Source organism: Micromonospora sp. NPDC004336, assembly GCF_053602615.1.
Genome location: NZ_JBSGDY010000034.1, coordinates 14785 through 36028, shown reverse-complemented (window position 1 = coordinate 36028; position 21244 = coordinate 14785). Strand labels below are relative to the sequence as shown.

At 74.5% G+C, this 21244-nt stretch carries 22 protein-coding genes; 14 read left to right on the top strand and 8 right to left on the bottom strand.

Annotated elements, in window-relative coordinates:
* Window positions 1–134 precede the first annotated feature (134 nt).
* Window positions 135–1067, top strand: a complete 933-nt coding sequence (locus tag ACWENR_RS10480) for a diacylglycerol kinase (protein WP_452276743.1) — start codon at window positions 135–137, stop codon at window positions 1065–1067.
* A gap of 19 nt (window positions 1068–1086) precedes the next feature.
* Here ACWENR_RS10480 and ACWENR_RS10475 read toward each other — a convergent pair whose 3' ends face one another.
* A complete protein-coding gene (locus ACWENR_RS10475) occupies window positions 1087–1797 on the bottom strand; it encodes a TetR family transcriptional regulator (protein WP_452276742.1) in 711 nt (236 codons plus the stop codon).
* Between the two features lie 127 nt (window positions 1798–1924).
* Window positions 1925–2707: an HAD family hydrolase gene (locus ACWENR_RS10470; protein ID WP_452276753.1), complete on the bottom strand. Its 783-nt coding sequence runs from the start codon at window positions 2705–2707 to the stop codon at window positions 1925–1927.
* 77 nt (window positions 2708–2784) lie between these two features.
* Here ACWENR_RS10470 and ACWENR_RS10465 point away from each other — a divergent pair, with 77 nt between their 5' ends.
* The 3 genes from ACWENR_RS10465 (at window position 2785) to ACWENR_RS10455 (ending at window position 8115) form a co-directional block, all read left to right on the top strand.
* A complete protein-coding gene (locus ACWENR_RS10465) occupies window positions 2785–5643 on the top strand; it encodes a DEAD/DEAH box helicase (RefSeq protein ID WP_452276741.1) in 2859 nt (952 codons plus the stop codon).
* A 255-nt stretch (window positions 5644–5898) separates the two neighbouring features.
* Window positions 5899–6474 (top strand): NADPH-dependent F420 reductase, encoded by a 576-nt coding sequence (locus ACWENR_RS10460; protein WP_452276740.1) that lies wholly within the window; start codon window positions 5899–5901, stop codon window positions 6472–6474.
* Window positions 6475–6561: 87 nt separating this feature from the next.
* On the top strand, window positions 6562–8115 hold the full coding sequence (locus tag ACWENR_RS10455; protein WP_452276739.1) for an ArnT family glycosyltransferase: 1554 nt from the start codon (window positions 6562–6564) through the stop codon (window positions 8113–8115).
* Window positions 8116–8230: 115 nt separating this feature from the next.
* Here ACWENR_RS10455 and ACWENR_RS10450 read toward each other — a convergent pair whose 3' ends face one another.
* Window positions 8231–8395, bottom strand: coding sequence for a hypothetical protein (locus tag ACWENR_RS10450; RefSeq protein WP_452276738.1), 165 nt, complete (start codon window positions 8393–8395; stop codon window positions 8231–8233).
* Window positions 8395–9288 (bottom strand): RNA polymerase sigma factor SigJ, encoded by an 894-nt coding sequence (gene sigJ, locus ACWENR_RS10445; protein ID WP_452276752.1) that lies wholly within the window; start codon window positions 9286–9288, stop codon window positions 8395–8397. The genes ACWENR_RS10450 and sigJ overlap by 1 nt, the downstream gene beginning before the upstream one ends.
* Before the next feature lie 135 nt (window positions 9289–9423).
* Here sigJ and ACWENR_RS10440 point away from each other — a divergent pair, with 135 nt between their 5' ends.
* The 4 genes from ACWENR_RS10440 to ACWENR_RS10425 all read left to right on the top strand — a co-directional run bounded on the left by ACWENR_RS10440 (window position 9424) and on the right by ACWENR_RS10425 (window position 12701).
* On the top strand, window positions 9424–10572 hold the full coding sequence (locus tag ACWENR_RS10440) for a serine hydrolase domain-containing protein (protein ID WP_452276737.1): 1149 nt from the start codon (window positions 9424–9426) through the stop codon (window positions 10570–10572).
* A gap of 9 nt (window positions 10573–10581) precedes the next feature.
* The gene (locus ACWENR_RS10435) at window positions 10582–11928 is read left to right on the top strand and encodes an MFS transporter (RefSeq protein WP_452276736.1); all 1347 of its coding nucleotides are present in this window, start codon (window positions 10582–10584) and stop codon (window positions 11926–11928) included.
* A 180-nt stretch (window positions 11929–12108) separates the two neighbouring features.
* The gene (locus ACWENR_RS10430) at window positions 12109–12591 is read left to right on the top strand and encodes a carboxymuconolactone decarboxylase family protein (RefSeq protein WP_452276735.1); all 483 of its coding nucleotides are present in this window, start codon (window positions 12109–12111) and stop codon (window positions 12589–12591) included.
* Window positions 12579–12701, top strand: a complete 123-nt coding sequence (locus ACWENR_RS10425; RefSeq protein WP_452276734.1) for a hypothetical protein — start codon at window positions 12579–12581, stop codon at window positions 12699–12701. The genes ACWENR_RS10430 and ACWENR_RS10425 overlap by 13 nt, the downstream gene beginning before the upstream one ends.
* Before the next feature lie 117 nt (window positions 12702–12818).
* On the opposite strand, the gene ACWENR_RS10420 is transcribed toward ACWENR_RS10425, so the two are convergent.
* Both ACWENR_RS10420 and ACWENR_RS10415 read right to left on the bottom strand, forming a co-directional pair.
* Window positions 12819–13718, bottom strand: coding sequence for a 5'-3' exonuclease (locus ACWENR_RS10420; RefSeq protein ID WP_452276751.1), 900 nt, complete (start codon window positions 13716–13718; stop codon window positions 12819–12821).
* Between the two features lie 70 nt (window positions 13719–13788).
* The gene (locus ACWENR_RS10415) at window positions 13789–14016 is read right to left on the bottom strand and encodes a hypothetical protein (protein WP_452276733.1); all 228 of its coding nucleotides are present in this window, start codon (window positions 14014–14016) and stop codon (window positions 13789–13791) included.
* A 116-nt stretch (window positions 14017–14132) separates the two neighbouring features.
* On the opposite strand from ACWENR_RS10415, the gene ACWENR_RS10410 reads away from it, so the two are divergent.
* The 4 genes from ACWENR_RS10410 (at window position 14133) to ACWENR_RS10395 (ending at window position 18247) form a co-directional block, all read left to right on the top strand.
* Complete coding sequence (locus ACWENR_RS10410; RefSeq protein ID WP_452276732.1) at window positions 14133–15218, top strand: DUF4037 domain-containing protein; 1086 nt, start codon at window positions 14133–14135, stop codon at window positions 15216–15218.
* Window positions 15219–15390: 172 nt separating this feature from the next.
* A complete protein-coding gene (locus ACWENR_RS10405; protein WP_452276731.1) occupies window positions 15391–16506 on the top strand; it encodes a M24 family metallopeptidase in 1116 nt (371 codons plus the stop codon).
* Window positions 16503–17645 (top strand): acyl-CoA dehydrogenase family protein, encoded by a 1143-nt coding sequence (locus ACWENR_RS10400; protein ID WP_452276730.1) that lies wholly within the window; start codon window positions 16503–16505, stop codon window positions 17643–17645. The genes ACWENR_RS10405 and ACWENR_RS10400 overlap by 4 nt, the downstream gene beginning before the upstream one ends.
* A 95-nt stretch (window positions 17646–17740) precedes the next feature.
* Window positions 17741–18247: an Lrp/AsnC family transcriptional regulator gene (locus tag ACWENR_RS10395; RefSeq protein WP_452276729.1), complete on the top strand. Its 507-nt coding sequence runs from the start codon at window positions 17741–17743 to the stop codon at window positions 18245–18247.
* On the opposite strand, the gene ACWENR_RS10390 is transcribed toward ACWENR_RS10395, so the two are convergent.
* Entirely contained in the window at window positions 18177–18788 is a 612-nt protein-coding gene (locus ACWENR_RS10390) for a histidine phosphatase family protein (protein ID WP_452276728.1), read from the bottom strand. The genes ACWENR_RS10395 and ACWENR_RS10390 overlap by 71 nt on opposite strands.
* A 167-nt stretch (window positions 18789–18955) precedes the next feature.
* Between ACWENR_RS10390 and ACWENR_RS10385 the strand changes: the two genes are divergently transcribed.
* Together ACWENR_RS10385 and ACWENR_RS10380 are read left to right on the top strand one after the other, a co-directional pair.
* A complete protein-coding gene (locus tag ACWENR_RS10385; RefSeq protein ID WP_452276727.1) occupies window positions 18956–19150 on the top strand; it encodes a CsbD family protein in 195 nt (64 codons plus the stop codon).
* A 166-nt stretch (window positions 19151–19316) separates the two neighbouring features.
* Complete coding sequence (locus ACWENR_RS10380) at window positions 19317–19706, top strand: hypothetical protein (RefSeq protein WP_452276726.1); 390 nt, start codon at window positions 19317–19319, stop codon at window positions 19704–19706.
* A gap of 62 nt (window positions 19707–19768) precedes the next feature.
* Here ACWENR_RS10380 and ACWENR_RS10375 read toward each other — a convergent pair whose 3' ends face one another.
* Window positions 19769–21178, bottom strand: a complete 1410-nt coding sequence (locus tag ACWENR_RS10375) for a KamA family radical SAM protein (RefSeq protein ID WP_452276725.1) — start codon at window positions 21176–21178, stop codon at window positions 19769–19771.
* Window positions 21179–21244: the final 66 nt, after the last annotated feature.

Sequence of the window (21244 nt, the reverse complement as noted above, 5' to 3'; positions counted from 1 at the left end):
AGTCATGACGATGGATGCGTGCCGCACGGGCGGGCGTGACAAATGTCAGGCGTACCGGGCCGGGCCCCGGCCGCGTCGGCCCGCGTCGCCCCACCCGGGCGGGCGGTGCGGGCGCCCTGGTCGGTGGCGGTACGGTGCTCGCCGTGACCGCAGACGATCACCCCTCCGCCGCCGGCGGACCCGTCGCCGTGCTGGCCAACCCGACGGCGGGACGGGGTCGGCACCGAGGGCTCCTGCCGCAGCTCCTGAGCCGGCTCGCGACCGCCGGCCGGCCCGTACGCCTGCTGGCCGCGCACACCGCCGACGAGGCCGAGGCGGCCTGCCGCGCGGCGGTCGCCGACGGCGCGTCCGCCCTGGTCGCGGTGGGCGGCGACGGCACGGTGCACCGCGCGTTGCAGGCGGTCGCCGGCACGACGGTGCCGTTCGGCCCGGTGCCGGCCGGCACCGGCAACGACTTCGCGGCCGACACCGGCTTCCCGGCCGACCCGCTCGCCGCCGTCGACGTGATCGCGGCGGCGCTGCGCGAGGGCCGCGCCCGACCGGTGGACCTGGCGCGGCTGACGGGCGCCGACGGCGTGCGCCGCTGGTACGGCGCGGTGCTCGCCGCCGGCTTCGACGCGATCGTCAACGAGCGGGCCAACCGGATGCGCTGGCCGCGCGGCCCGCGCCGCTACGACCTGGCGATCCTGGTGGAGCTGGCCCGGCTGCGCCCGCGCCGCTACACCCTGCGCCTCGACGGGGTGCCGCACGAGGTGGACGCCGTGCTGGTGGCGGTCGGGAACTGCGCCAGCTACGGCGGCGGCATGCGGATCTGCCCCGACGCAGACCCGACCGACGGCCTGCTCGACGTGGTGGTGGGCGGCCGGTTCGACCGGCGCACCCTGATGCGGGTCAAGCCGCGCATCTACCGGGGCACCCACGTGACGCACCCGCTGGTGCGCAGCCACCGCGCCCGCACGGTCGAGCTGAGCGCCGAGGGCATCACCACGTACGCCGACGGCGAGCGGGCCCTGCCCCTGCCGGTGACCGTCACCGCCGTCCCCGGCGCCGTCCACCTGCTGCGCTGAGAGCGACCGCCGGCGCCGGTCAGGGGGCGGCGCGGACGATGCGGTCCAGCCACTCCGCGAGCAGGGCGCGCTCGGCGGGGGTGAGGTCGGTGGCCAGGTCGTCGAGGGCGGCGCGCAGCGCCACCGCGTACCGCACCGGGTTGCCGGCGCGGGAGGTCGCGCGGGCGGCGGGGGAGTCGGTGACGAGCGCGGCGAGCACCGCCTCCCGGGTGCGGGCCGACAGGGCGGGGTCGCGCCGCGGCGGCGGCGTGCGGATCAGGGCGAGGGTGACCCCGCAGGCGGCGGCGTGCAGCATCTCCGTAGCCTCGTCGACGCCCGCCCGCAGCCGGCCCGCCTCGGCCACCCGGTGCACGAGCTGACGCAGGATGTCGGCGGCGACCCGGGCGGCGGTCGGCGTCTCGCCCGGGCGCGGGTCGCCGTACATGAGGGCGTGGAAGGCGGGGTTGGCCACGCCGAAGCCGACGTGCAGGTCCCAGCCCCGGCGCAGGTCGTCGACCGGGTCGCCGACGAGGTCCCGGGACGCCTCGGCATGCAGGTACGCGGCGAACCCGTAGCTGGCCGCCGCGTCCAGCAGGCCGCGCATGTCACCGAACTGCCGGTAGATGGTCGGTGCCTGTACGCCCGCCGCCCGGCTCACCGCGCGGGTGGAGACCGCCTCCCGGCCGCCCTCGGCGAGCAGCGCGGCGGCGGCGCGGACGATCCGGTCCCGGGGCGACGTCTCGGTGATCATGACAGCGACGATAACGCCCTCACGTTAGCGGCGCCGACTAACGCCGCTGTCGTCCGCGCGTTAACGCCGCTCCACCCCGTGGTCAGCGCTGCTCTCGCCCCGCCGTGAGCGGCGCTTCGCCCCGCCGTCAGCGGCGCTGGTCGACGCCGGCCACGTCCAGCACGGCGCCCAGGCCGTTGGCCCGCCCCGCCTCGGCGGCCGGCAGCACCAGCGCCCCGCAGCCGGCCGCGACCGCCCCCGCGTCGGCCGGCGTGTCGCCCACCATCAGCGCGCGCTCCGGGTCGACGCCGAGCATCCCGCAGGCCCGCAGGAAGATCCCCGGGTCCGGCTTGCAGCGCCCGACCTCGTACGACAGGACGAAGGCGTCGACCAGGTCGGCCAGCCCCCACGCCGCGAAGATCGGCCGGATGTCGAAGCCGATGTTGCTGACCACGGCCACCGGGACGCCCGCGGCGCGCAGGGCGGCCAGGGTCGGCGCGGTGTCCGGGTACGGCACCCAGCCCTCGGGCAGCAGCACCCGCTCGTAGAGCGCCTCGGCGAAGCCCTCGATGCCGGCGTCGACCGTCTCGGCCAGCCCCGTGTAGGCGCCCCGGTGGGCATGCGGGTAGAGATCCCGGTCGGCCCACAGCTCGGCCAGCCGGGGCGGTACGCGGGCCGGCAGCGGACCGCCCGCCCGGCCCGCCGTCAGGAGCCGGTCGGCGAGCGCGGTCGCCCGCATCCGCTCCAGGGTCACCCCGCACGAGGCGGCGGCGGCGAGCACCCACTCGCGCGGCTCCTCCACCTGGGCCAGCGTGCCGTGGAAGTCGAACAGGACCGCCTCCACCGGGCGGCGGGACGGGCCGGGGCCGACGGCGTCGTCGGCCCCGGGTGGGGCGTGGGGCGGTTCGGCATGCTCCGGCACGTCGTGCACCCTACCGACCGGCACCGACCCCGCTGTCGGTTGGCCTTGCCGCGTGGTCGTCGGCGGCACGCATTAATCTTGGGAGCATGTCGAGCCCCGCCGAGCGGTACGCCGCGGCGCGCCGCCGGGCCGCGCAGGCCTCACAGTTCCCGGCGCTGGACGAGTTCGCCCTTGACCTGGGGTTCGATCTCGACGACTTCCAGCGGGAGGCGTGCCAGGCGCTGGAGCGGGGCAGCGGCGTGCTGGTCTGCGCCCCCACCGGCGCCGGCAAGACCGTCGTCGGCGAGTTCGCCGTGCACCTGGCGCTGCGCGGCGCGCCCGCGCCCGCCACCGGTCCCGGCGCGCCCGCCACCGGCGCCGACGACGAGGTGGTGCCGGCGGCCGGCGGCGAGGCCGCCCCCGCGCCGGCCGTGCCCCGGCGGCGCAAGTGCTTCTACACCACGCCGATCAAGGCGCTGTCGAACCAGAAGTACCACGACCTGGTCGACCGCTACGGCGCCGAGCAGGTCGGGCTGCTCACCGGCGACAACGCCATCAACGGCGACGCCCCCGTGGTGGTGATGACCACCGAGGTGCTGCGCAACATGCTCTACGCCGGCTCGGCCACCCTGGAGGGCCTGGCGTACGTGGTGATGGACGAGGTCCACTATCTCGCCGACCGGTTCCGCGGCGGGGTGTGGGAAGAGGTGATCATCCACCTGCCCGAGTCGGTCACCCTGGTCTCCCTGTCGGCGACCGTGTCCAACGCCGAGGAGTTCGCCGACTGGCTGGTCACCGTGCGCGGCGAGACGGCCGTGGTGGTCAGCGAGCACCGACCGGTGCCGCTGTGGCAGCACATGCTGGTCGGCAAGCGGATGTTCGACCTGTTCCACGACGCCGACGCGGCCCGCAAGCACGACGTCCACCCCGAGCTGCTGCGCTACACCCGCGACACCATGCGCCGGTTGGAGCTGGGCGAGGGGCGCAGCGCCGGTCCGGGCGGGGGCCGGCGCGGGCCGCGCTGGCGTGGCCCGATGCGCCCCGACATCGTCGACCGGCTCGACCGCGAGGGCCTGCTCCCGGCGATCCTGTTCATCTTCAGCCGCGCCGGCTGCGCCGCCGCCGTGCAGCAGTGCCTCGCCGCCGGCCTGCGGCTCACCTCCCCGGAGGAGCGGGCGGAGATCCGCCGGGTCGTCGAGTCGCGGGTCACCGCCATCCCCGGCGAGGACCTGTCGGTGCTCGGCTACTGGGAGTGGCTCGACGGCCTGGAGCGCGGCCTGGCCGCCCACCACGCCGGCATGCTGCCGGTGTTCAAGGAGGTCGTCGAGGAGCTCTTCGTCCGGGGCCTGGTCAAGGCCGTCTTCGCCACCGAGACGCTCGCGCTGGGGATCAACATGCCGGCCCGCTGCGTCGTGCTGGAGCGGCTGGTCAAGTACAACGGTGAGGCGCACGTCGACCTGACCCCGGGGGAGTACACGCAGCTCACCGGCCGCGCCGGCCGGCGGGGCATCGACGTCGAGGGGCACGCCGTCGTCGTCTGGTCCCCGGAGACCGACCCGCGGCACGTGGCCGGCCTCGCCTCCACCCGCACGTACCCGCTGCGGTCGAGCTTCCGGCCGTCGTACAACATGGCGGTCAACCTGGTCGGCACGGTCGGCGCCGAGCCGGCCCGGGCGCTGCTGGAGTCGTCGTTCGCGCAGTTCCAGGCGGACCGGTCGGTGGTCGGCCTGGCCCGCCAGGTGCAGCGCAACACCGAGACCATCGAGGCGTACGGCGCGGAGGCGGCCTGCCACCACGGCGACTTCGACGAGTACTTCGGGCTGCGGGTGGCGATCGCCGACCGGGAGCGCGCCATCGCCCGGCAGGGGCAGAGCCAGCGCAAGGCGGCGGCGGTGGCCTCGCTGGAGCGGCTGCGGGTCGGCGACGTGATCCGGGTGCCGTCGGGCCGGCGGGCGGGGCTGGCGGTCGTGCTCGACCCGGCCACCGGCGGCTTCGGCGAGCCCCGGCCGCTGGTGCTCACGCAGGACCGCTGGGCCGGGCGGGTCAGCCCCGGCGACTTCACCACGCCCGCCGAGGTGCTGGCGCGCATCCGGGTGCCGAAGCACTTCAACCACCGCTCCCCGGCCGCCCGCCGGGACCTGGCCGCCGAGGTCAGCGGCACCGGGCTGGACCGGCACGGCGGTCGTCGCGGCGGCCGGTCCCGGCAGGCGGTCGGCGAGGACCACCGGCTCAGCCAGCTCCGCGCGGAGCTGCGCCGGCACCCCTGTCACGCCTGCCCGGACCGGGAGGAGCACGCCCGCTGGGCGGAGCGCCGCCGCCGGCTGGAGAAGGACACGGAGGAGCTGCGGCAGCGGGTGGCCGGGCGGACCGGTTCGCTGGCCCGTACGTTCGACCGGATCGTCGCGCTGCTCACCGCCCGCGGCTACCTCGCGCCCGACGGCGCGGTGACCGACGCCGGCCGGATGCTCGGCCGCATCTGGACGGAGGCGGACCTGCTCGTCGCCGAGTGCCTGCGGCGGGGCGTGTGGGACGGGCTCTCCCCGGCCGAACTCGCCGCCGCGGTGTCGGTGGTGGTCTTCGAGGCCCGCCGGGACGTCGACGAGCGGGCGTCGCTGCCGCGCGGCCCGGTGGCCGAGGCGGTCGACGAGACCCTCAAGCTGTGGAGCGAGATCGAGGCCGACGAGGCGGCCCGAGGGCTAGCCGTCACCCGCGAGCCGGATCTCGGCTTCGCCTGGCCGATCTACCGGTGGGCGCGCGGCGAGGCCCTGGCCAAGGTCCTCGGCAGCGGCCACGAGATCGACGGCGAGATGCCGGCCGGCGACTTCGTCCGGTGGGCCCGTCAGGTGGTCGACCTGCTCGGTCAGCTCGCCGACTCCGGCGGCGCCTCCACGGAGTTGAGGTCCACCGCCCGGCAGGCGATCGCCGCGGTCAACCGGGGCGTGCTGGCCTACCACGCCGCGGCCTGACCACGGCGGCGGCGCGGCCGCCTGCCAAGGCACGCCCGGAGCCGGTCGGCACGGGCGGCGCCGCCGGGTCGGCGGGCCGCGCCCTCGCGCACCCGGCGGGGTGACCGACCGGCGTCCGGCTGCGGCGGGCACGGCCCGCCGGTTAGCGTCCGGGGCAGGACGCGGCCGGTCCCGGTCCGAGCCGCCGGCAGCCCGTACGTCGGTCCCCGCCGGTCCGTGGCGAGGCGCATCCATCCGTTCCGAGAGGACTTCCTCGTGGCACAGATCGCCGTCATCGGCACCGGCAACATGGGCCAGGCCATCTCCGGCGTCGCCACCAGGGGCGGCAGCGGCGTCGAGATGTTCGGCAGGGCCGACGCCGACAAGCGGGTCACCGGCGACATCGTCGTCCTCGCCGTTCCCTACCCGGCCGTCGACCAGGTGCTCGCCGAGCGCGCGGAGCAGCTCGACGGCAGGATCGTCGTCGACATCACCAACCCGCTGGACTTCGAGACCCTCGACTCCCTGACCGTCCCCGCCGACAGCTCGGCCGCCGCCGGGATCGCCGCCAGGCTGCCCGGGGCCCGGGTGCTCAAGGCGTTCAACACCACCCTTGCCGGCACGCTGGCCGCCGGCACGGTCGGCCCGTTGACCACGACCGTCCTGGTCGCCGGCGACGACGCCGACGCCAAGGCCGCGCTCGTCGGCGTCATCGAGGCGGGCGGCCTGCGGGCCGTCGACGTCGGCGCGCTGAAGCGCGCCCGGGAGCTGGAGGCCATCGGCTTCCTGCAGATCACCATGGCCGCGACCGAGAAGATCGGCTGGAGCGGCGGCTTCGGCGTCGTGGCCTGAACCGTCCACGTCGGACGCCGCGCGTCGAACCGGAATCCACCGGGTGACGGGTAGCGGGCGCCGGCCGCGCGGGACGATGATGTGCGGGTGGCCGATCCCGTCGCCGACGTCGCCGCCAGCACACCCGGCCACGCCACGTCCGCGCGGCGCCGGCCCACCCCGCCGGGTCCCCGGGCCACCGGCCCCTGGTGGGTCGCGGCGACCACGACGGCGGTCCTCCTGCTGCTCTCCGGCCGCTACGGCTACCACCGCGACGAGCTCTACTTCCTGCTCTGCGGCCGACACCTCGACTGGGGCTACGTCGACCAGGGCCCACTGGTGCCGGCGCTGGCCCGCCTGGCGGACGCGATCGCGCCGGGCAGCCTGGTGGCGCTGCGCACCCCGTCGGCGGTGATCGGCGGCGCGGCGGTGCTGCTGGTCGCCGCGATCGCCCGCGAGTTCGGCGCCGGGCGCGGCGCGCAGACCTACGCCGCGTTCCTCGCCGCCACGGCCGGCATCGTCCTCGCCGGCGGCCATCTGCTCAGCACCACAAGCGTCGACCTGCTGGTCTGGCTGGCGGCCGCGCTGTGCGCGGCGCGGACGCTGCGCACCGGGGACAGCCGGTGGGCGCTCGGCGTCGGGCTCGCGCTCGGCGTCGGCATGCTCAACAAGCTGCTGCCGGCCCTGCTCGCCGTCGGCCTGCTGGCCGGGCTCCTGATCGCCGGGCCGCGCCGGCTCCTGCGTGACCGGTGGGTGTTCGCCGCCGCCGCGGTCCTCCTGCTGCTCGCCGCGCCCACCCTGCTCTGGCAGGCGGCGCACGGCTTCCCGCAGCTCTCGGTGGCCGCCTCGATCGCCGCCGGCGACAGCTCGTACAGCGGCCGGCTCGACGCGCTCGTCCTCCAGTTCGTCATCATCAGCCCGTTCACGGTGCCGATCTGGGTCGCCGGGCTGGTGACGCTGCTGCGCCGGCCGGCCTGGCGGGAATACCGGGCGTTGGGGTGGGCCTGGCTGGTGGTGGTCGCCGTCGTGCTGATCGCCGGCGGCAAGGGCTACTACGACGCCCCGCTGCTGCTGGTGCTCACCGCCGCCGGGGCGGTCGTCACCGTCGGCTGGGCCGCCCGGGGCCGCCCGCTGCCGCGCCGGGCCCTGCTGACCGTGGGCGGCGCGCTGACCGCCGTCAGCAGTGCGGTGCTGCTGCTGCCGGTGCTGCCCGCCGACCGGCTGCCCGGCTTCGTCGTCGCCGCCAACTACGACGCCGGCGAGACGATCGGGTGGCCCGCCTTCGCCGACTCGGTCGCCGCCGTCCACCGGGGCCTGCCCGCCGACCAGCGGCAGCGCGCCGTCATCCTCACCGCCAACTACGGCGAGGCCGGCGCCGTGGCCCGCTACGGCCCGTCGCGCGGTCTGCCGCCCGCCTACTCGGGCCACAACAGCATGGCCGGCTTCGGCCGCCCGCCGGAGACCGCGGACGTGGTCCTCGCGGTCGGGTTCGCGCGGCCCGACCGGCTGCGCGGCTGGTTCTCCGAGGTCACCCTCGCCGGCCGGGTGGACCAGCGGGTCGAGGTCGACAACGACGAGAACGGCGGGCCGATCTGGCTCTGTCGTGGCCTGCGGCGCCCGTGGGCGGAGATCTGGGACACCGAGGTACGCCACCGCGGGTGACGGGCGACCGAGCCTGCTCCCCGGCGACGGCCGCGCCCACGTCGAGGCCGAGGAGCGACAGGCCGGCCGACAGGTCGCTGAGGCGGCGGGCCCCTACCCGCACCGCGAACGCCTGTCACAGCACTCTGATCTCGGGATCCAGCCCTTCCTCCACCAGCTCGGCCGTACGCTCGGCGGCCGCGGCCCGCCCCTCCCCGCCCACCGGGCTGGCCTGGCTGGCGGGCCGGAAGGACGACTCGATGTCACCGGTGACGCTGCTGTGCCGGCGTGTGCCAGGCATCACGGCTCCAGGTGGGTGAGGTTGAGTTGGGCCAGCCGGTCGGGGTCGGACAGGATGTCGATCGTGGCGATCCTGCTGTCGGAGATCGTGAAGTTCATGACGGAGATCACCTGGTCGTCGATGGTGTTGACCAGGCCGGCGAGGCCGTTGACGAGCGCCGGGTGAGTGGTGGCGCTGGTGGCCATGCGCTGGAAGGTGGCGGCCTGTCCGGCCACGGCCGCGGCGCCGCGGATGACCTTCATGCCGCCGGTGAGCACGCCGCCGTCGGCGCGCAGCACCACGCCAGGGTCGAGGATGGCCAGCAGCGCGTCGAAGTCGCCGCCACGTGCGGCGGCCAGGAACGCGTCCACCACCCGACGCTGCCCGATCAGATCAGGGTCAGGATTCGGGGTCGCACCGCGGACTCGCTGGCGCGCCCGGCTGGCGAGTTTCTTGGCCGCCACGGGTGTGCGGTCCACGATGGGCGCGATCTGCTCGAACGGTAGACCGAACATGTCATGAAGCACGAACGCCAGCCGTTCGGCCGGGTTCAGGGACTCCAGCACGACCAGCAGCGCCAGCCCCACCGAGTCGGCCAGCAGCACTTCCTGCTCCGGGTCGGCGGCATCCGCGCGGCTGACCACCGGATCGGGCAGGCGTTCCTCCAACGGTTCCTCGCGCCGGGACTTGCGGGCGCGGAGCATGTCCAGGCACACCCGGCCGACCACGGTGGTCAGCCAGCCACCGAGATTGTCGATGTCACCCGAGTCCGAGCGTGCCAGCCGCAGCCATGCCTCCTGGACCGCGTCCTCGGCCTCGCTCAGCGAGCCGAGCATGCGGTAGGCGACCGTCTGCAGATGGGTGCGGTGCCCCTGGAACTGGCTGGCCAACTCGTCATGGGATGTCACTTGCATTCCTCTCATGTCAGCCACGTCAGACTGCTGACGCATCAAAGCAGTGAGAGGTGACCGCAGACGCACACGGTCACCTCTGCTCCAGGCCATCCGTCATGCCGGCGATCAACACTCACTGACGAAGGGTTGCCGACGATGAGCAGGATGGATGTCCGCGGAACGGTCGCGGACGGCTTCGAATCGGTGCGCGAGGCGTTCGCCGCAACGGTGGCCGAGCAGGACGGCCAGGCGGGGTCGCAGCTGGCCGTGTACGCGCACGGCCGGCGGGTGGTCGACCTGTGGGCCGGGGACGAGGTGAGCGGTGACACGCTGACCGGGGTCTACTCCTCCACCAAGGGTGCCGCGACGCTGGTGGCGGCGCTGCTGGTACAGGAGGGTGTCCTCGATCTCGACGAGCCGGTGGCCCGGCGATGGCCCGAGTTCGCCGCGGCCGGCAAGGATGGGATCACGCTGCGGGACGTGCTGACTCACCGCTCCGGCGTCATCGGCGTCGACGGCGGGCTGTCAGCGGCCGAGTTGGCCGACGACGCGGTGATCGCGCGCCGCCTGGCCGGGCAGCGGCCGTACTGGCGTCCAGGTTCGGCCTACGGCTATGGCGGGTTCGTCTCGTTCGCCATGGTCAACGAGGTGATCCGGCGGGTGACCGGCCAATCGCTGCAGCAGATCTACGAGGAGCGCATCCGGACCCCGTATGGGCTGGACCTCTACCTGGGGCTGCCCGCAACTGAAGAGGAGCGGTTCCGGCCGATCCAGTGGTGGACGGCGACGCCGGAACAGGAGGCCGCGTTCTGGTCGAACCTGCCCGGCCCGCACAGCATCCTCGGCGTCGGCTACGGGCTCAACAGCACGCCGCCGCTGGACCAGGCCGCCTTCGCCAACACCCGCGTCGTCCGCGCCTCCGGCCAGGCGTCGGCCGGTGGGGTGGGCAGCGCACGCGGCCTGGCCGGCCTGTACGCGGCGGCCGTATGGGGCAGCGACGGACGCCCTCCGCTGCTCGAACCGGACACCGTCGGGGAGTTCTCCATGCTGCACTCCACCGGCGGCGACCTGGTCCGCGGCGACCAGGGCACCTACACGCTCGGGTTTCAGGCCAAGGGCCTGCGGTACGGGTTCCTCAGCGCGAACGCGTTCGGTCACGACGGCTCCGCCGGTTCGGAGTCCTTCGCCGATCCCCGCACCGGCATCGCGTTCGGCTACACCCGCCGCCGATTCGGCTTCGGCTGGTCCTACCCCGAGCACGACCGGCTCGCCGCCGCCGTCCATCGCGCCGCCACCGCCGCCTGAGTAGCCGGCATGATCTCGCATTCCGATACCCGCGACACCCGCCTGCCCCTGCTGGTGATCGCCGCCGCGCAGTTGCTGATGGTGATGGACGGCACCATCGTGACCGTGGGCCTGCCCGTCATCGGAACCGGCCTCGACATCGCCGAGGCCGACCTGGACTGGGTGCTCACCGCCTACGCCCTGGCCTTCGGTGGCCTGCTGCTCGCCGGCGGTCGCGCCGGCGACGTGTTCGGCCGCCGAAGGATGTTCCGCGCCGGACTGGTCGTTTTCCTGGCCGCCTCCCTGCTTGGCGGCCTGGCTGGCAACGGGACCGTGCTGATAGCCGCCCGCGTCCTGCAGGGCGTCGGCGCCGCGATCGTCGCCCCGGCCGCGCTGTCCCTGCTGGCCGACACCTTCCCCGCCGGACCGGCTCGCAACAGGGCGCTCGGCGTCTACGGCGCCATGGGCGGCCTGGGCTCGGTTGCCGGCCTGCTGCTGGGCGGCGCGCTCACCGAGTACTGGGGCTGGCGATGGATCATGTTCGTCAACATCCCCATCGCGCTGCTGGTCCTGGCCGGGACTTTCGCCCTGGTACCCGGCACCCGCGAGCGCGGCGGCCTTGACCTGCCCGGAGCGGGCACGGTGACGCTCGCCCTCGGTGCGCTGGTGTACGCGATCAACCGGGCCGGCTCGCATGGTGTCGGCGACGGGCTCACCGTGGCCTTCGGCGCGATCGCCGTGGCGCTGCTCGTGGTGTTCGCGTCCATCCAGCGCAGCGCGCGCCGCCCGATGCTGCCGTCAGGCGTCCTGGCCGACCGTGGCAGGCTCGGCGCGAATCTGGTCATGCTGCTCATGGGCGCCGGGCAGTTGGCCACCTTCTACTTCCTCACCCTGTACATGCAGACGATCAAGCAGTACTCGCCCATGATCACCGGCATGGCTTACCTGCCGTTCGCCATAGGCATCGGCCTCGGCTCCGGCGTCATCGGTCCCAGACTGCAGGCCCGCACCTCCACGCAGGTCGTTCTGGCGACCGGTATGGCGGTGGCCGCCGCGGCGATGGGCTGGTTCAGCCTGCTGACCCCGGATCAGCACCCCCTGCTCGTGTTGCTGCCCGCGCAGCTCGCCGGCGGCATCGGCCTGGGCGTCGGCTTCGTCGCAGCCACCATCGGCGGCGTCCAGGGTGTCGCATCGCGCGATTCGGGCATCGCCTCCGGCCTGGTCAACACCAGCCAGCAAATCGGCGGCGCCCTCGGCCTGGCCGTCCTGGCTGGCATCGCCGTCACCGCCACCACGAGCCAACCGGTAGGCACGCCCCTGCACGACGCGCTCACCAGCGGCTACACCGTCGGCATGCTCGGCGGGGGCGCCTTCTAGCTGGCGGCGATCCTTGCCGCCGTCCTCCTCCTGCGGCCCCGGCCCACGAACCGGGACACCGAGCCCGCACCGGCGACCCTCGGCAGCACACCCGGATGAATCGCGCGCCCCACCGGTCACCTTCGCCCCATGCGATCCGTCAGAGCAGTGATCCACCACTTGAGATCAGGAGGAACTCCCATGGCCATCACCGAGTCGCGCCTGCCCAACCCCGCCGTGCTCGTCCCCGAACTCAAGGACATCGGCGGCGCCCTGTACAGGGCAACCGGGAACGGCACGATCCCGCAGACCACTATCAGCCTGGTCCAGCTGCGCGCCGGTCAGATCGCCGGCAGCACCTACCTGACCGTCCTGCACACCGGCAACCTACGCAAGGCCGGCGCCACCGAGGAAAGCATTACCGCCGTGGCCTCCTGGCGGGACGCGCCGTACTTCACCGACGCCGAACGCATCGCGCTGGAACTGGTCGAATCCGTGCTCACCCTCAACCCGCGCGGCGAGCGCGTCCCCGACGAGCTCTACGCCCGGGCGTCCGAGCAGTACGACGACAAGGCGCTCGCCACGCTCATCATGGCCATCGGCCAAGTCTGCTTCTTCCTTCCGCTGGCACTCATCGGCAAGCCGCTGCCGGGTGTGTCGCCGGCGGAGCAGTGGAGGCCGTAACGCCCGAAGATGCTCAGGGTGACCACGCGGCGCCCCGGATCCTGTGGATGGCCACCAGCAACTTCTTCAACAACATCATCGAGGATCCTGCCGGCACCACGTGGAACTAGCCGGGTCCGTACCCCTGCACGGCTGCCCCCTCGGGCAGCCGTGCAGGGGCACCGGTACAACAGGTGGGCCCGTCCGTCCGCCGCGCCAACCAGCACCAGCGACCGCTTGGACGCCGGTCAGGCCCGCTGGGCGAGGGCGTCGACCAGGCGGCGGGCGGAGCCGGCCAGGTTCCACTCCTCGGCCAGCGCCAGCAGCCGGTCGGGATCGGCCGGGGCGGCCGGCAGCTCCGTGGCCAGCTCGGGCAGCGGCACGTCGAGGGCGACCCGGACCACCTTCGGGGCGACCGCCAGGTAGTCCCGCGCGCCGGCGAGCTTGGCGCGCAGCCCGGGGGCGAAGCCGGAGCCCGGATCGTCCAGGGCGGCCAGGATGCCCGCGATGTCGCCGTACCGCTCCACGAGGCGGGCGGCCGTCTTCTCGCCCACGCCCGGCACCCCGGGCAGCCCGTCGCTGGGGTCGCCGCGCAGGGCGGCGAAGTCGGCGTAGCGGGCGGCCGGCACGCCGTAGCGGGACCGCACGGCGGCGTCGTCGCAGTCGTCGAGCTTCGCCACGCCCCGCCCGACGTAGAGCAGGCGCACCGGGCGGGCGTCGTCGACGAGCTGGAACAGGTCGCGGTCGCCGGAGACCACCTCGACCGGCGCCGGCTGCGTCACCGACAGGGTGCCCAGCACGTCGTCGGCCTCGTAGCCGGCCGCGCCGACGTGGGTGATGCCGACGGCGTCGAGCACCTCCAGGATCAGCGGCACCTGCGGGGAGAGCGTGTCGGGCACCACCTCGCCGCCCTCGGGCGCCAGCCGGTGCGCCTTGTACGACGGCAGCAGCGCCACCCGCCAGTCGGGCCGCCAGTCGTGGTCCATGGCGCAGACCATGCGGTCGGGCCGGCGGGTGCGGATCAGGGTCGCCAGCATGTCGAGGAACCCGCGCACCGCGTTGACGGGGCTGCCGTCGGCGGCCCGGGCCGCGGACTCGGGGATGCCGAAGAAGGCCCGGAAGTAGAGGCTGGGCGCGTCGATGAGCATGATCGGGGGTCGCTGTGCCACGCCCGACAGCCTGGCACACCGCACCGACGATCGGGGGGCACGGCGCGGGTCAGGGGCGCTCGTCGCTGGAGTAGAGCGTCTCGCGGCGGGCCAGGTACTGCACGGCGTAGCTGGCCACCAGCAGCGCGATCGCCGCCGCCACCTCGATCCAGGCCGCCGTGCCGTCGGCGATCGTCAGGCCGACGAGCAGCAGCGCCAGGCCGGCCACCGCGAGGATCCCCGACCAGAGCAGCCGGCGGCGGCGCGTCGCGGCGCGGTCCTGGTCGGAAGGTGCCACGGCTGTCGGTCCTCTCCGTCGGCGAGGCGCTCGCAGGTACAGGCTATCTGCGCGGGCGCCCGCCCGGGCCGGAAACAGTGCTGCGACCGCGCCGGCCCGGGGCGCAGACTGCCGGTGTGACGTTCCTTCCCGGCCTGACGCTCGGTCGACGGTTCCACGACGAGGTGCTCGCCCCGATCGTGCGCCGGCGCTTTCCCGGCCTGCGCTACGCGGCCGGCCTGCTCGACGGCGGCTCGGAACTGCTCGGGCTGGACACCGTGCGCTCCACCGACCACGACTGGGGGCCGCGCGGGCAGCTCTTCGTCTCGGCGGCCGACGCGTGGCGGATGCCGCGGCTGCACGCCGCGCTGGACGCCGACCTGCCGGCGGAGTTCCTCGGCTGGCCGACCCGGTTCGCCGGCCACGGCCGCCTCGGCGTGGCCGACCCGGCGGGCACCCGGCACGGGGTGCGGATCGACGAGCTGGGCGGTTGGTGGCGCGACCGGCTCGGCTTCGACCCGGGCGCGGGCGTGACCACGGCGGACTGGCTGGCCACCCCGAGCCAGCGGCTGGCGGAGGTGACCGGCGGCGAGGTCTTCCACGACGGCCTCGACGGCGCGCTGACCGGGGCGCGGGCCGCGCTGCGGTGGTACCCGGACGACGTGTGGCGGCACGTGCTCGCCGCCGGGTGGACCCGCGTCGCCCAGGCGGAACACCTGCCCGGCCGCTGTGCCGAGGTCGGCGACGACGTCGGCAGCCGGGTGGTGACCGCCGGGCTGGCGCGGGACGTGATGCGGCTGGGCCTGCTGCTGCGCCGCCACTGGCCGCCGTACGACAAGTGGCTCGGCACGGTGTTCGCCCGGCTGCCCGGCGCGGCGCCCGTGGTCGCGGCCCTGGCCGACGCGCTCGGCCCCGGCGACTGGCCGCGAAGGCAGGACGGGCTGGTGCGGGCGCTGGCGGCGGTCGCCGCGTGGACCGACGACACGGGCCTGGCCGCGCCCGTGCGCGCCCGTCCGCGTCCCTTCCACCGGCGGCCGTTCCTGGTCCTGGACGCCGGGCGGGTCGCCGCCGCGCTGCGCGCCGCCATCACCGACCCGGCGCTGCGGGGGCGTGCGCCGCTCGGCGCGGTCGACCAGTACGTCGACAGCGTGGACCTGCTGACCCACGCCGAACGGGCCCGGCGGCTGGCCGCCGCGCTGCCCGCCGAGCCGGACCCGTCCTGACCGGTCCCCGGGAGGCGGACGTCCGCCAGATCGACCGGCGCGGGGGCGGCGTCGTCCGTCGCGTCGAGTCCGGCGAGCCCAACCTGGCTGACGCCGCCCGGGCCGCCGGTGGAGGGTCCCGGCGTCGCCGGGCGGGCTCGGTCGGAGCCCGAACGAACGTTAAGCTGACGGGGTGGGATCCGAGGAGCTGTACCCGCCGCAGCGGCTGGCCGCCGCGCAGCGCGCCACCGCCGCCGCCGGGCTGGACGCGCTGCTGCTCAGCCCCGGCTCAGACCTGCGCTACCTGACCGGCTACGACGCGCACGCCGGCGAGCGGCTGACCTGCCTGGTGCTGCCCGCCGAGGGCGAGCCGACGCTGATCGTGCCGGCCTTGGAGCGGCCGGCCGCGGAGGCGTCCCCGGCACCGGCCACCGGCGTGCGGATCGTCGACCACGCCGACGGCGTCGACCCGTACCCCCTCGTCACCGCCGCCCTCGGCGGGCCGGTCGCGGCGGTCGGGCTGGCCGACCGGATGTGGGCCGAGCAGGTCCTCGCCCTGCGCGCGGCGCTGCCCGACGCCACCCAGCGGCTGGCCTCCGAGGTGCTGCGCGAGCTGCGGATCCGCAAGTCCCCGGCCGAGGTCGCGGCGCTGGCCGAGGCGGGCGCGGCGATCGACGCGGTGCACGAGGGGATGGGGCGGTGGCTGCGGCCCGGCCGCACCGAGGCGGAGGTCGCCACCGACATCGCCGCGGCGATCCGGGCCGCCGGCCACGTCACCGTGGACTTCGTGATCGTCGCGGCCGGCCCCAACGGCGCCAGCCCGCACCACGGCACCTCCGACCGGCCGATCGGCGCCGGCGAGCCGGTGGTGGTCGACATCGGCGGCACGATGCCCTCGGGCTACCGGTCGGACTGCACCCGCACCTACGTCGCCGGCGGCCGGCCGCCGGCGGAGTTCGTCGACTACTACGCGGTGCTGCACGCCGCCCAGCGCGCGGCGGTGGCCGCCGTCCGCCCCGGGGTGACCGCCGAGGCCGTCGACGCCGCCGCGCGGGAGCCGATCGCCGCCGCCGGCCACGGCCCCGCGTTCCTGCACCGCACCGGCCACGGCATCGGCCTGGACGGCCACGAGGAGCCGTACGTGGTGGCGGGCAACGCCCGGCCGCTGGAGGCGGGGATGGCCTTCTCGATCGAACCGGGCATCTACCACGCGGGCCGGCACGGGGCCCGCATCGAGGACATCGTCGTCTGCACCACGGACGGCGTGCAACGGCTCAACACCACCCCCACGGAGCTCATCGCGCTATGACTGTCGACCGGATCCTCCCCACCGACGAGGCCCACGACCTGCTCGACCTCGCCACCGAACTCGCCGACCGGGAGCTCGCGCCGAAGGCGGCCGGGTTCGAGCAGCGCGCCGAGTTCCCCCGGGAGGTGCTGCGCACCCTCGGCCGGGCCGGCCTGCTCGGCCTGCCGTACGCCGAGGAGCACGGCGGCGCCGCCCAGCCGTACGAGGTCTATCTCCAGGTGCTGGAGATCCTGGCCAGCCGGTGGCTCGCGGTCGCCGAGGCGGTGAGCGTGCACACCCTGTCCTGCTACCCGCTGGCCCAGTTCGGCACCGACGAGCAGCGCAAGCTGCTGCCGGACATGGTCGGCGGCGAGCTGCTCGGCGCGTACTGCCTCTCGGAGCCGCAGGGCGGGTCGGACGCCGCCTCGCTGGCCACGAAGGCGGTGCGCGACGGCGACTCCTACGTGGTGACGGGCACCAAGGCGTGGATCACGCACGCCCGGGTCGCGGACTTCTACAACATCTTCTGCCGCACCGGCGGTCCCGGCCCGAAGGGCATCTCCTGCCTGCTCGCCGACCGGGGCACGCCGGGCATCGCCCCGCAGGCGGCGGAGCGGACGATGGGCCTGCACGCCTCGCCGGTGGCGCAGATCGCCTTCGACGACGCCCGGGTGCCGGCGGAGCGGCTGATCGGCGGGGAGGGGATGGGCTTCACCATCGCCATGTCCGCCCTGGACTCGGGGCGCCTCGGCATCGCCGCCTGCGCGGTCGGGCTGGCCCAGGCGGCGCTGGACTACGCGGTCGGCTACGCCCGGGAGCGCCAGCAGTTCGGCAGGGCGATCATCGACTTCCAGGGGCTGGGCTTCACCCTCGCCGACATGGCCACCCAGGTCTCCGCCGCCCGGGCCCTGACGCTGGCCGCGGCCCGGCTGCGCGACGCCGGCCGGCCGTACTCGACCGAGGCGGCGAAGGCGAAGCTCTTCGCCACCGACGTCGCGATGCGGGTCACCACCGACGCGGTGCAGGTGCTCGGCGGCGCCGGCTACGTGGCGGACCACCCGGTGGAGCGCTACATGCGCGAGGCCAAGGTGTTGCAGATCGTCGAGGGCACCAACCAGATCCAGCGGCTGGTCATCTCGCGGGCGCTGGCGAAGGGCTGACGACGGGGCGCCGCGCCGGCACGCAGCGTACGCCGCGTCGTGCCGGCGGGGGTCCGTCGTCGCAGCCGGGCGGTTTTCCCGGTAGGTTGCACGCCGTGGAGGAGATCGACCGTGCCATCGTCGCCGCGCTGACCGCTGACGGTCGGCTGTCGTACACGGACCTCGCGGAGAAGGTGGGCCTGTCGGTGTCCGCCGTGCACCAGCGGGTGCGCCGGCTGGAACAGCGCGGCGTCATCAAGGGGTACGCGGCGCGGGTCTCCTTCGAGGCCCTGGACCTGCCGTTGACGGCGTTCGTGGCGATCCGGCCGTTCGACCCGTCGCAGCCGGACGACGCCCCGGAGCGGCTGGCCCACCTGCCGGAGATCGACTCGTGCTACTCCGTGGCGGGGGAGGACTTCTACCTGCTACTGGTGCGGGTGGCCAGCCCGGCCGACCTGGAGCGGGTGCTCCAGGAGATCCGGACGGCGGCGAACGTGACGACCCGCACGACGGTGGTGCTGTCGACCCCGTACGAGAACCGGCCGCCGAAGATCAGTGCCGAGCCCCCGGCTCGGGCGCGGTCCCGGGCGCCGGGGGAACCGGCTGGTTCCACCGCAGGATGACCCGCCGGCCGTGCTCGTGGCCGAGCACGCTGACGGTGGCGGTGTCCAGCCGCAGCAGCCCGCCGGCCGACGGCGGCAGGCCCACCCAGCGGGCGCCGAGCACCCGCAGGCTGTGGCCGTGCCCGACGAGGGCCACGGTGCCCCGGTCGAGCAGGGGGTGGATCCGGGCCAGCACGCTGTCGAGCCGCTCGCCGACCTCGCTGGGGGACTCCCCGCCGGGGCAGCCGTCGGCCCAGAGGTTCCAGCTGGGGTGGTCGTCGTGGATGTCGGCGGAGGTGCGCCCCTCGTAGTCGCCGTAGTGCCACTCGGCGAGGTCGTCGTCGGTCCCGGTGACGGCGAGCCCGGCGAGCTGTGCGGTGTGCAGCGCCCGGGCGCGGGGGCTGGTCAGGACCGCGGCGAAGCGCCGGCCGGCGAGGAACCGGCCGAGGGCGCGGGCCTGCCGCTCGCCGTCGGGGGTGAGCGGCAGGTCGGTGTACGAGGTGTGCCGGCGGCTGGCGCTCCAGGTGGTCTCGCCGTGCCGGATCAGCAGGAGGTCGCCCATCGGCCCAGTCAACCAGACGAGCGGCACCCCCGTTCACCTAGTGTCCTAGGATGCCTTAGCGGGTGTGCGGTGCCGCACCCCGGAACGGTTTCCCGGCGACGACGTCGGGCACCCGGGCGGGGAGCGTCGGGGAGGCCCTCGACGGGCGCACGAGCAGAGGAGGCGACATGAGCTTCACCGACAAGGCGAAGAGCAAGGTCGAGCAGCTGACCGGGGCGGCCAAGGAGCGGATCGGCGACGTCAGCGGCGACGAGCGGATGCGCGGCGAGGGCGCCACGCAGCAGCGGGACGCGCGTGCCCGCCAGGCCGGCGAGCGCGTGAAGGACGCCGGCCGCGACGTGCGGGACGCCTTCACGAAGTGACGCGTGGTTCGCGGTGCGGCCCCCGGCGCGTTCCGGGGGCCGCACCGCGTCAGGATCAGCGGCGTCCTCTTCGACGCTGCTGCGTTCGGGCGGGAGCGGGCGCCGGGGCGTGAACGCGTGCCATTCTCATCGACAGTTGTCACCGTCTGTCTGGAGGATGTCCCGTATGCGATCTCGGTTGCTTTCCAGCGCGTCCGCACTGGCGCTCGTCGTGGGCGGCTCGGTGCTGGCGCTGATGCCCGCCAGCCCGGCCAGCGCGCACTGCTCCGGCCACGGCACCCACCCGGACCTGTACAGCGGGGGTGCCATCTCGTTCGGCAACGGAAGCAACATCCGGGCGTACCCGCACATCGACTGCGCCAGCCGGGGTCTCGGTTACCCGGGCCAGGGGATCGACGTCCACTGCGCGACCTACACCAACGCGCTCTGGATCTTCCTCCGCAACACGTCGACCGGTGTCAACGGGTGGTCCCGGCTGGACGCGCTCAACGTCTCGCAGCCCACCACCATCGCCGACTGTTCGAGCGCGGCCGCCACCACGCACCGGGTGGCCTGAGCGGCGGAAACGCGTCACCCCCGGGCCGGCGGGCGGCTCCGGGGGTGACGGGTGTCGGCGGGTCAGTCCTCGATGCGGTGGTCGGCCCACCACTTCTGCCCGGTCTCGGGCAGGGTGTCGATCGGGTCGTAGTAGGCGTAGCGCTTGTTGAGCGCCTCGGCGTCGGCGGACTCGATGGAGGTGCGGTAGTTCTTCGTCCAGTAGGAGATGCCGCGCTCGCGGTCGTACTCGGTGAGCATGTGCACCCAGCGCTTGCCGACGAAGGGGACGTCGCAGACGATGCGCGGGGTGGCGTAGCCGGGCAGGTAGCCCATGATGTCGTGCTGGAGCTGCTGGGCGTGCCAGACCGGGACCCGCCAGTGCTCGGCGTTGGGGATCATGTCGCACATGTAGAAGTAGTACGGCAGGATGCCGGCCTCGCCCTGGAGGGCGAAGCAGAGGTCGAGCAGGTCGGGGGCGGTGGCGTTGACGCCGCGCATGAGCACGCCCTGGTTGCGGACGTCGCGTACGCCGACGTCGAGGGCCGTCTGGGCGGCCTTGGCGACCAGCGGGGTGAGCGACTGGGCGTGGTTGACGTGGGTGTGGATGGCGAGGTTGACGCCGCGGCGGGCGGCGGTGCGGGCGACGCGTTCGAGGCCCTCGACGACGTCGGGCTGGAGCCAGTGCTGGGGCAGGCCCATGAGGGCCTTGGTGGCGAGCCGGATGTCGCGGACGGTCTCCAGTTCGAGCAGCCGCATCAGGTAGGACTCGAGGTTGCGCCACGGGACGTTGGCCACGTCGCCGCCGGAGACGACGACGTCGCGGACGCCGGGGTGGGCCTTGAGGTAGCTGATGTGGGCGTCGTAGCGGTCGACGGGCTTGAGGCTGAGCTTGAGCTTGTCGACGGCGGGGGTGGAGTTGCCGACGAGGTCCATGCGGGTGCAGTGGCCGCAGTACTGCGGGCAGGTGGAGAGCAGTTCGGCGAGGACCTTGGTGGGGTAGCGGTGGGTGAGGCCCTCGGCGACCCACATGTCGTGTTCGTGCAGTGAGTCGCGGCTGGCGTACGGGTGGGAGGGCCAGTCGGTGCGCCGGTCGGAGGCGACGGGGATCATGTAGCGCCGGACGGGGTCGGCGAGGAACGCCTCGGTGGTCATCGGGGCGAACGGCACCATGGTGTTGAGCATCTGCGGCGGCACCAGCATGGACATGGTGGCCAGGGCCTTCTGGTCGGCCTCGAGGTCGGCGTAGAAGGTCTCGTCGACGAGGTCGCCGAGGACTGCGCGCAGCTGCTTGATGTTCTTGACGCAGTTGACGCGCTGCCACTGGGCGTTCTCCCACTGGTCGCGGGTGACGTGGCGCCAGCCGGGGAAGCGGGTCCAGTCGGGTTCGACGAGGGGCGCGCGGCGGTATTCGTAGGGCTGTCCGGCGGTGGGGGTCGCGACCGGCGTGGAGCGGGGCGCAGGGATGGTCTCCACCGGTTGGGTCTGGGTCACGGCCCCTCCTCGAAGTGGTGCGGTTGATCAGCGGTTCCGAAGGCTACTGGAAAATATGCGGTGAAG

Bases quoted from the DNA above. Each gene is read 5' to 3' on its own strand.
- ACWENR_RS10475 (WP_452276742.1), bottom strand. From the start codon at position 1,797: ATGATCACCGAGACGTCGCCCCGGGACCGGATCGTCCGCGCCGCCGCC.
- ACWENR_RS10465 (WP_452276741.1), top strand. From the start codon at position 2,785: ATGTCGAGCCCCGCCGAGCGGTACGCCGCGGCGCGCCGCCGGGCCGCG.
- ACWENR_RS10450 (WP_452276738.1), bottom strand. From the start codon at position 8,395: ATGCCTGGCACACGCCGGCACAGCAGCGTCACCGGTGACATCGAGTCG.
- sigJ (WP_452276752.1), bottom strand. From the start codon at position 9,288: ATGCAAGTGACATCCCATGACGAGTTGGCCAGCCAGTTCCAGGGGCAC.
- ACWENR_RS10440 (WP_452276737.1), top strand. From the start codon at position 9,424: ATGAGCAGGATGGATGTCCGCGGAACGGTCGCGGACGGCTTCGAATCG.
- ACWENR_RS10435 (WP_452276736.1), top strand. From the start codon at position 10,582: ATGATCTCGCATTCCGATACCCGCGACACCCGCCTGCCCCTGCTGGTG.
- ACWENR_RS10430 (WP_452276735.1), top strand. From the start codon at position 12,109: ATGGCCATCACCGAGTCGCGCCTGCCCAACCCCGCCGTGCTCGTCCCC.
- ACWENR_RS10420 (WP_452276751.1), bottom strand. From the start codon at position 13,718: ATGCTCATCGACGCGCCCAGCCTCTACTTCCGGGCCTTCTTCGGCATC.
- ACWENR_RS10400 (WP_452276730.1), top strand. From the start codon at position 16,503: ATGACTGTCGACCGGATCCTCCCCACCGACGAGGCCCACGACCTGCTC.
- ACWENR_RS10390 (WP_452276728.1), bottom strand. From the start codon at position 18,788: ATGGGCGACCTCCTGCTGATCCGGCACGGCGAGACCACCTGGAGCGCC.
- ACWENR_RS10385 (WP_452276727.1), top strand. From the start codon at position 18,956: ATGAGCTTCACCGACAAGGCGAAGAGCAAGGTCGAGCAGCTGACCGGG.
- ACWENR_RS10380 (WP_452276726.1), top strand. From the start codon at position 19,317: ATGCGATCTCGGTTGCTTTCCAGCGCGTCCGCACTGGCGCTCGTCGTG.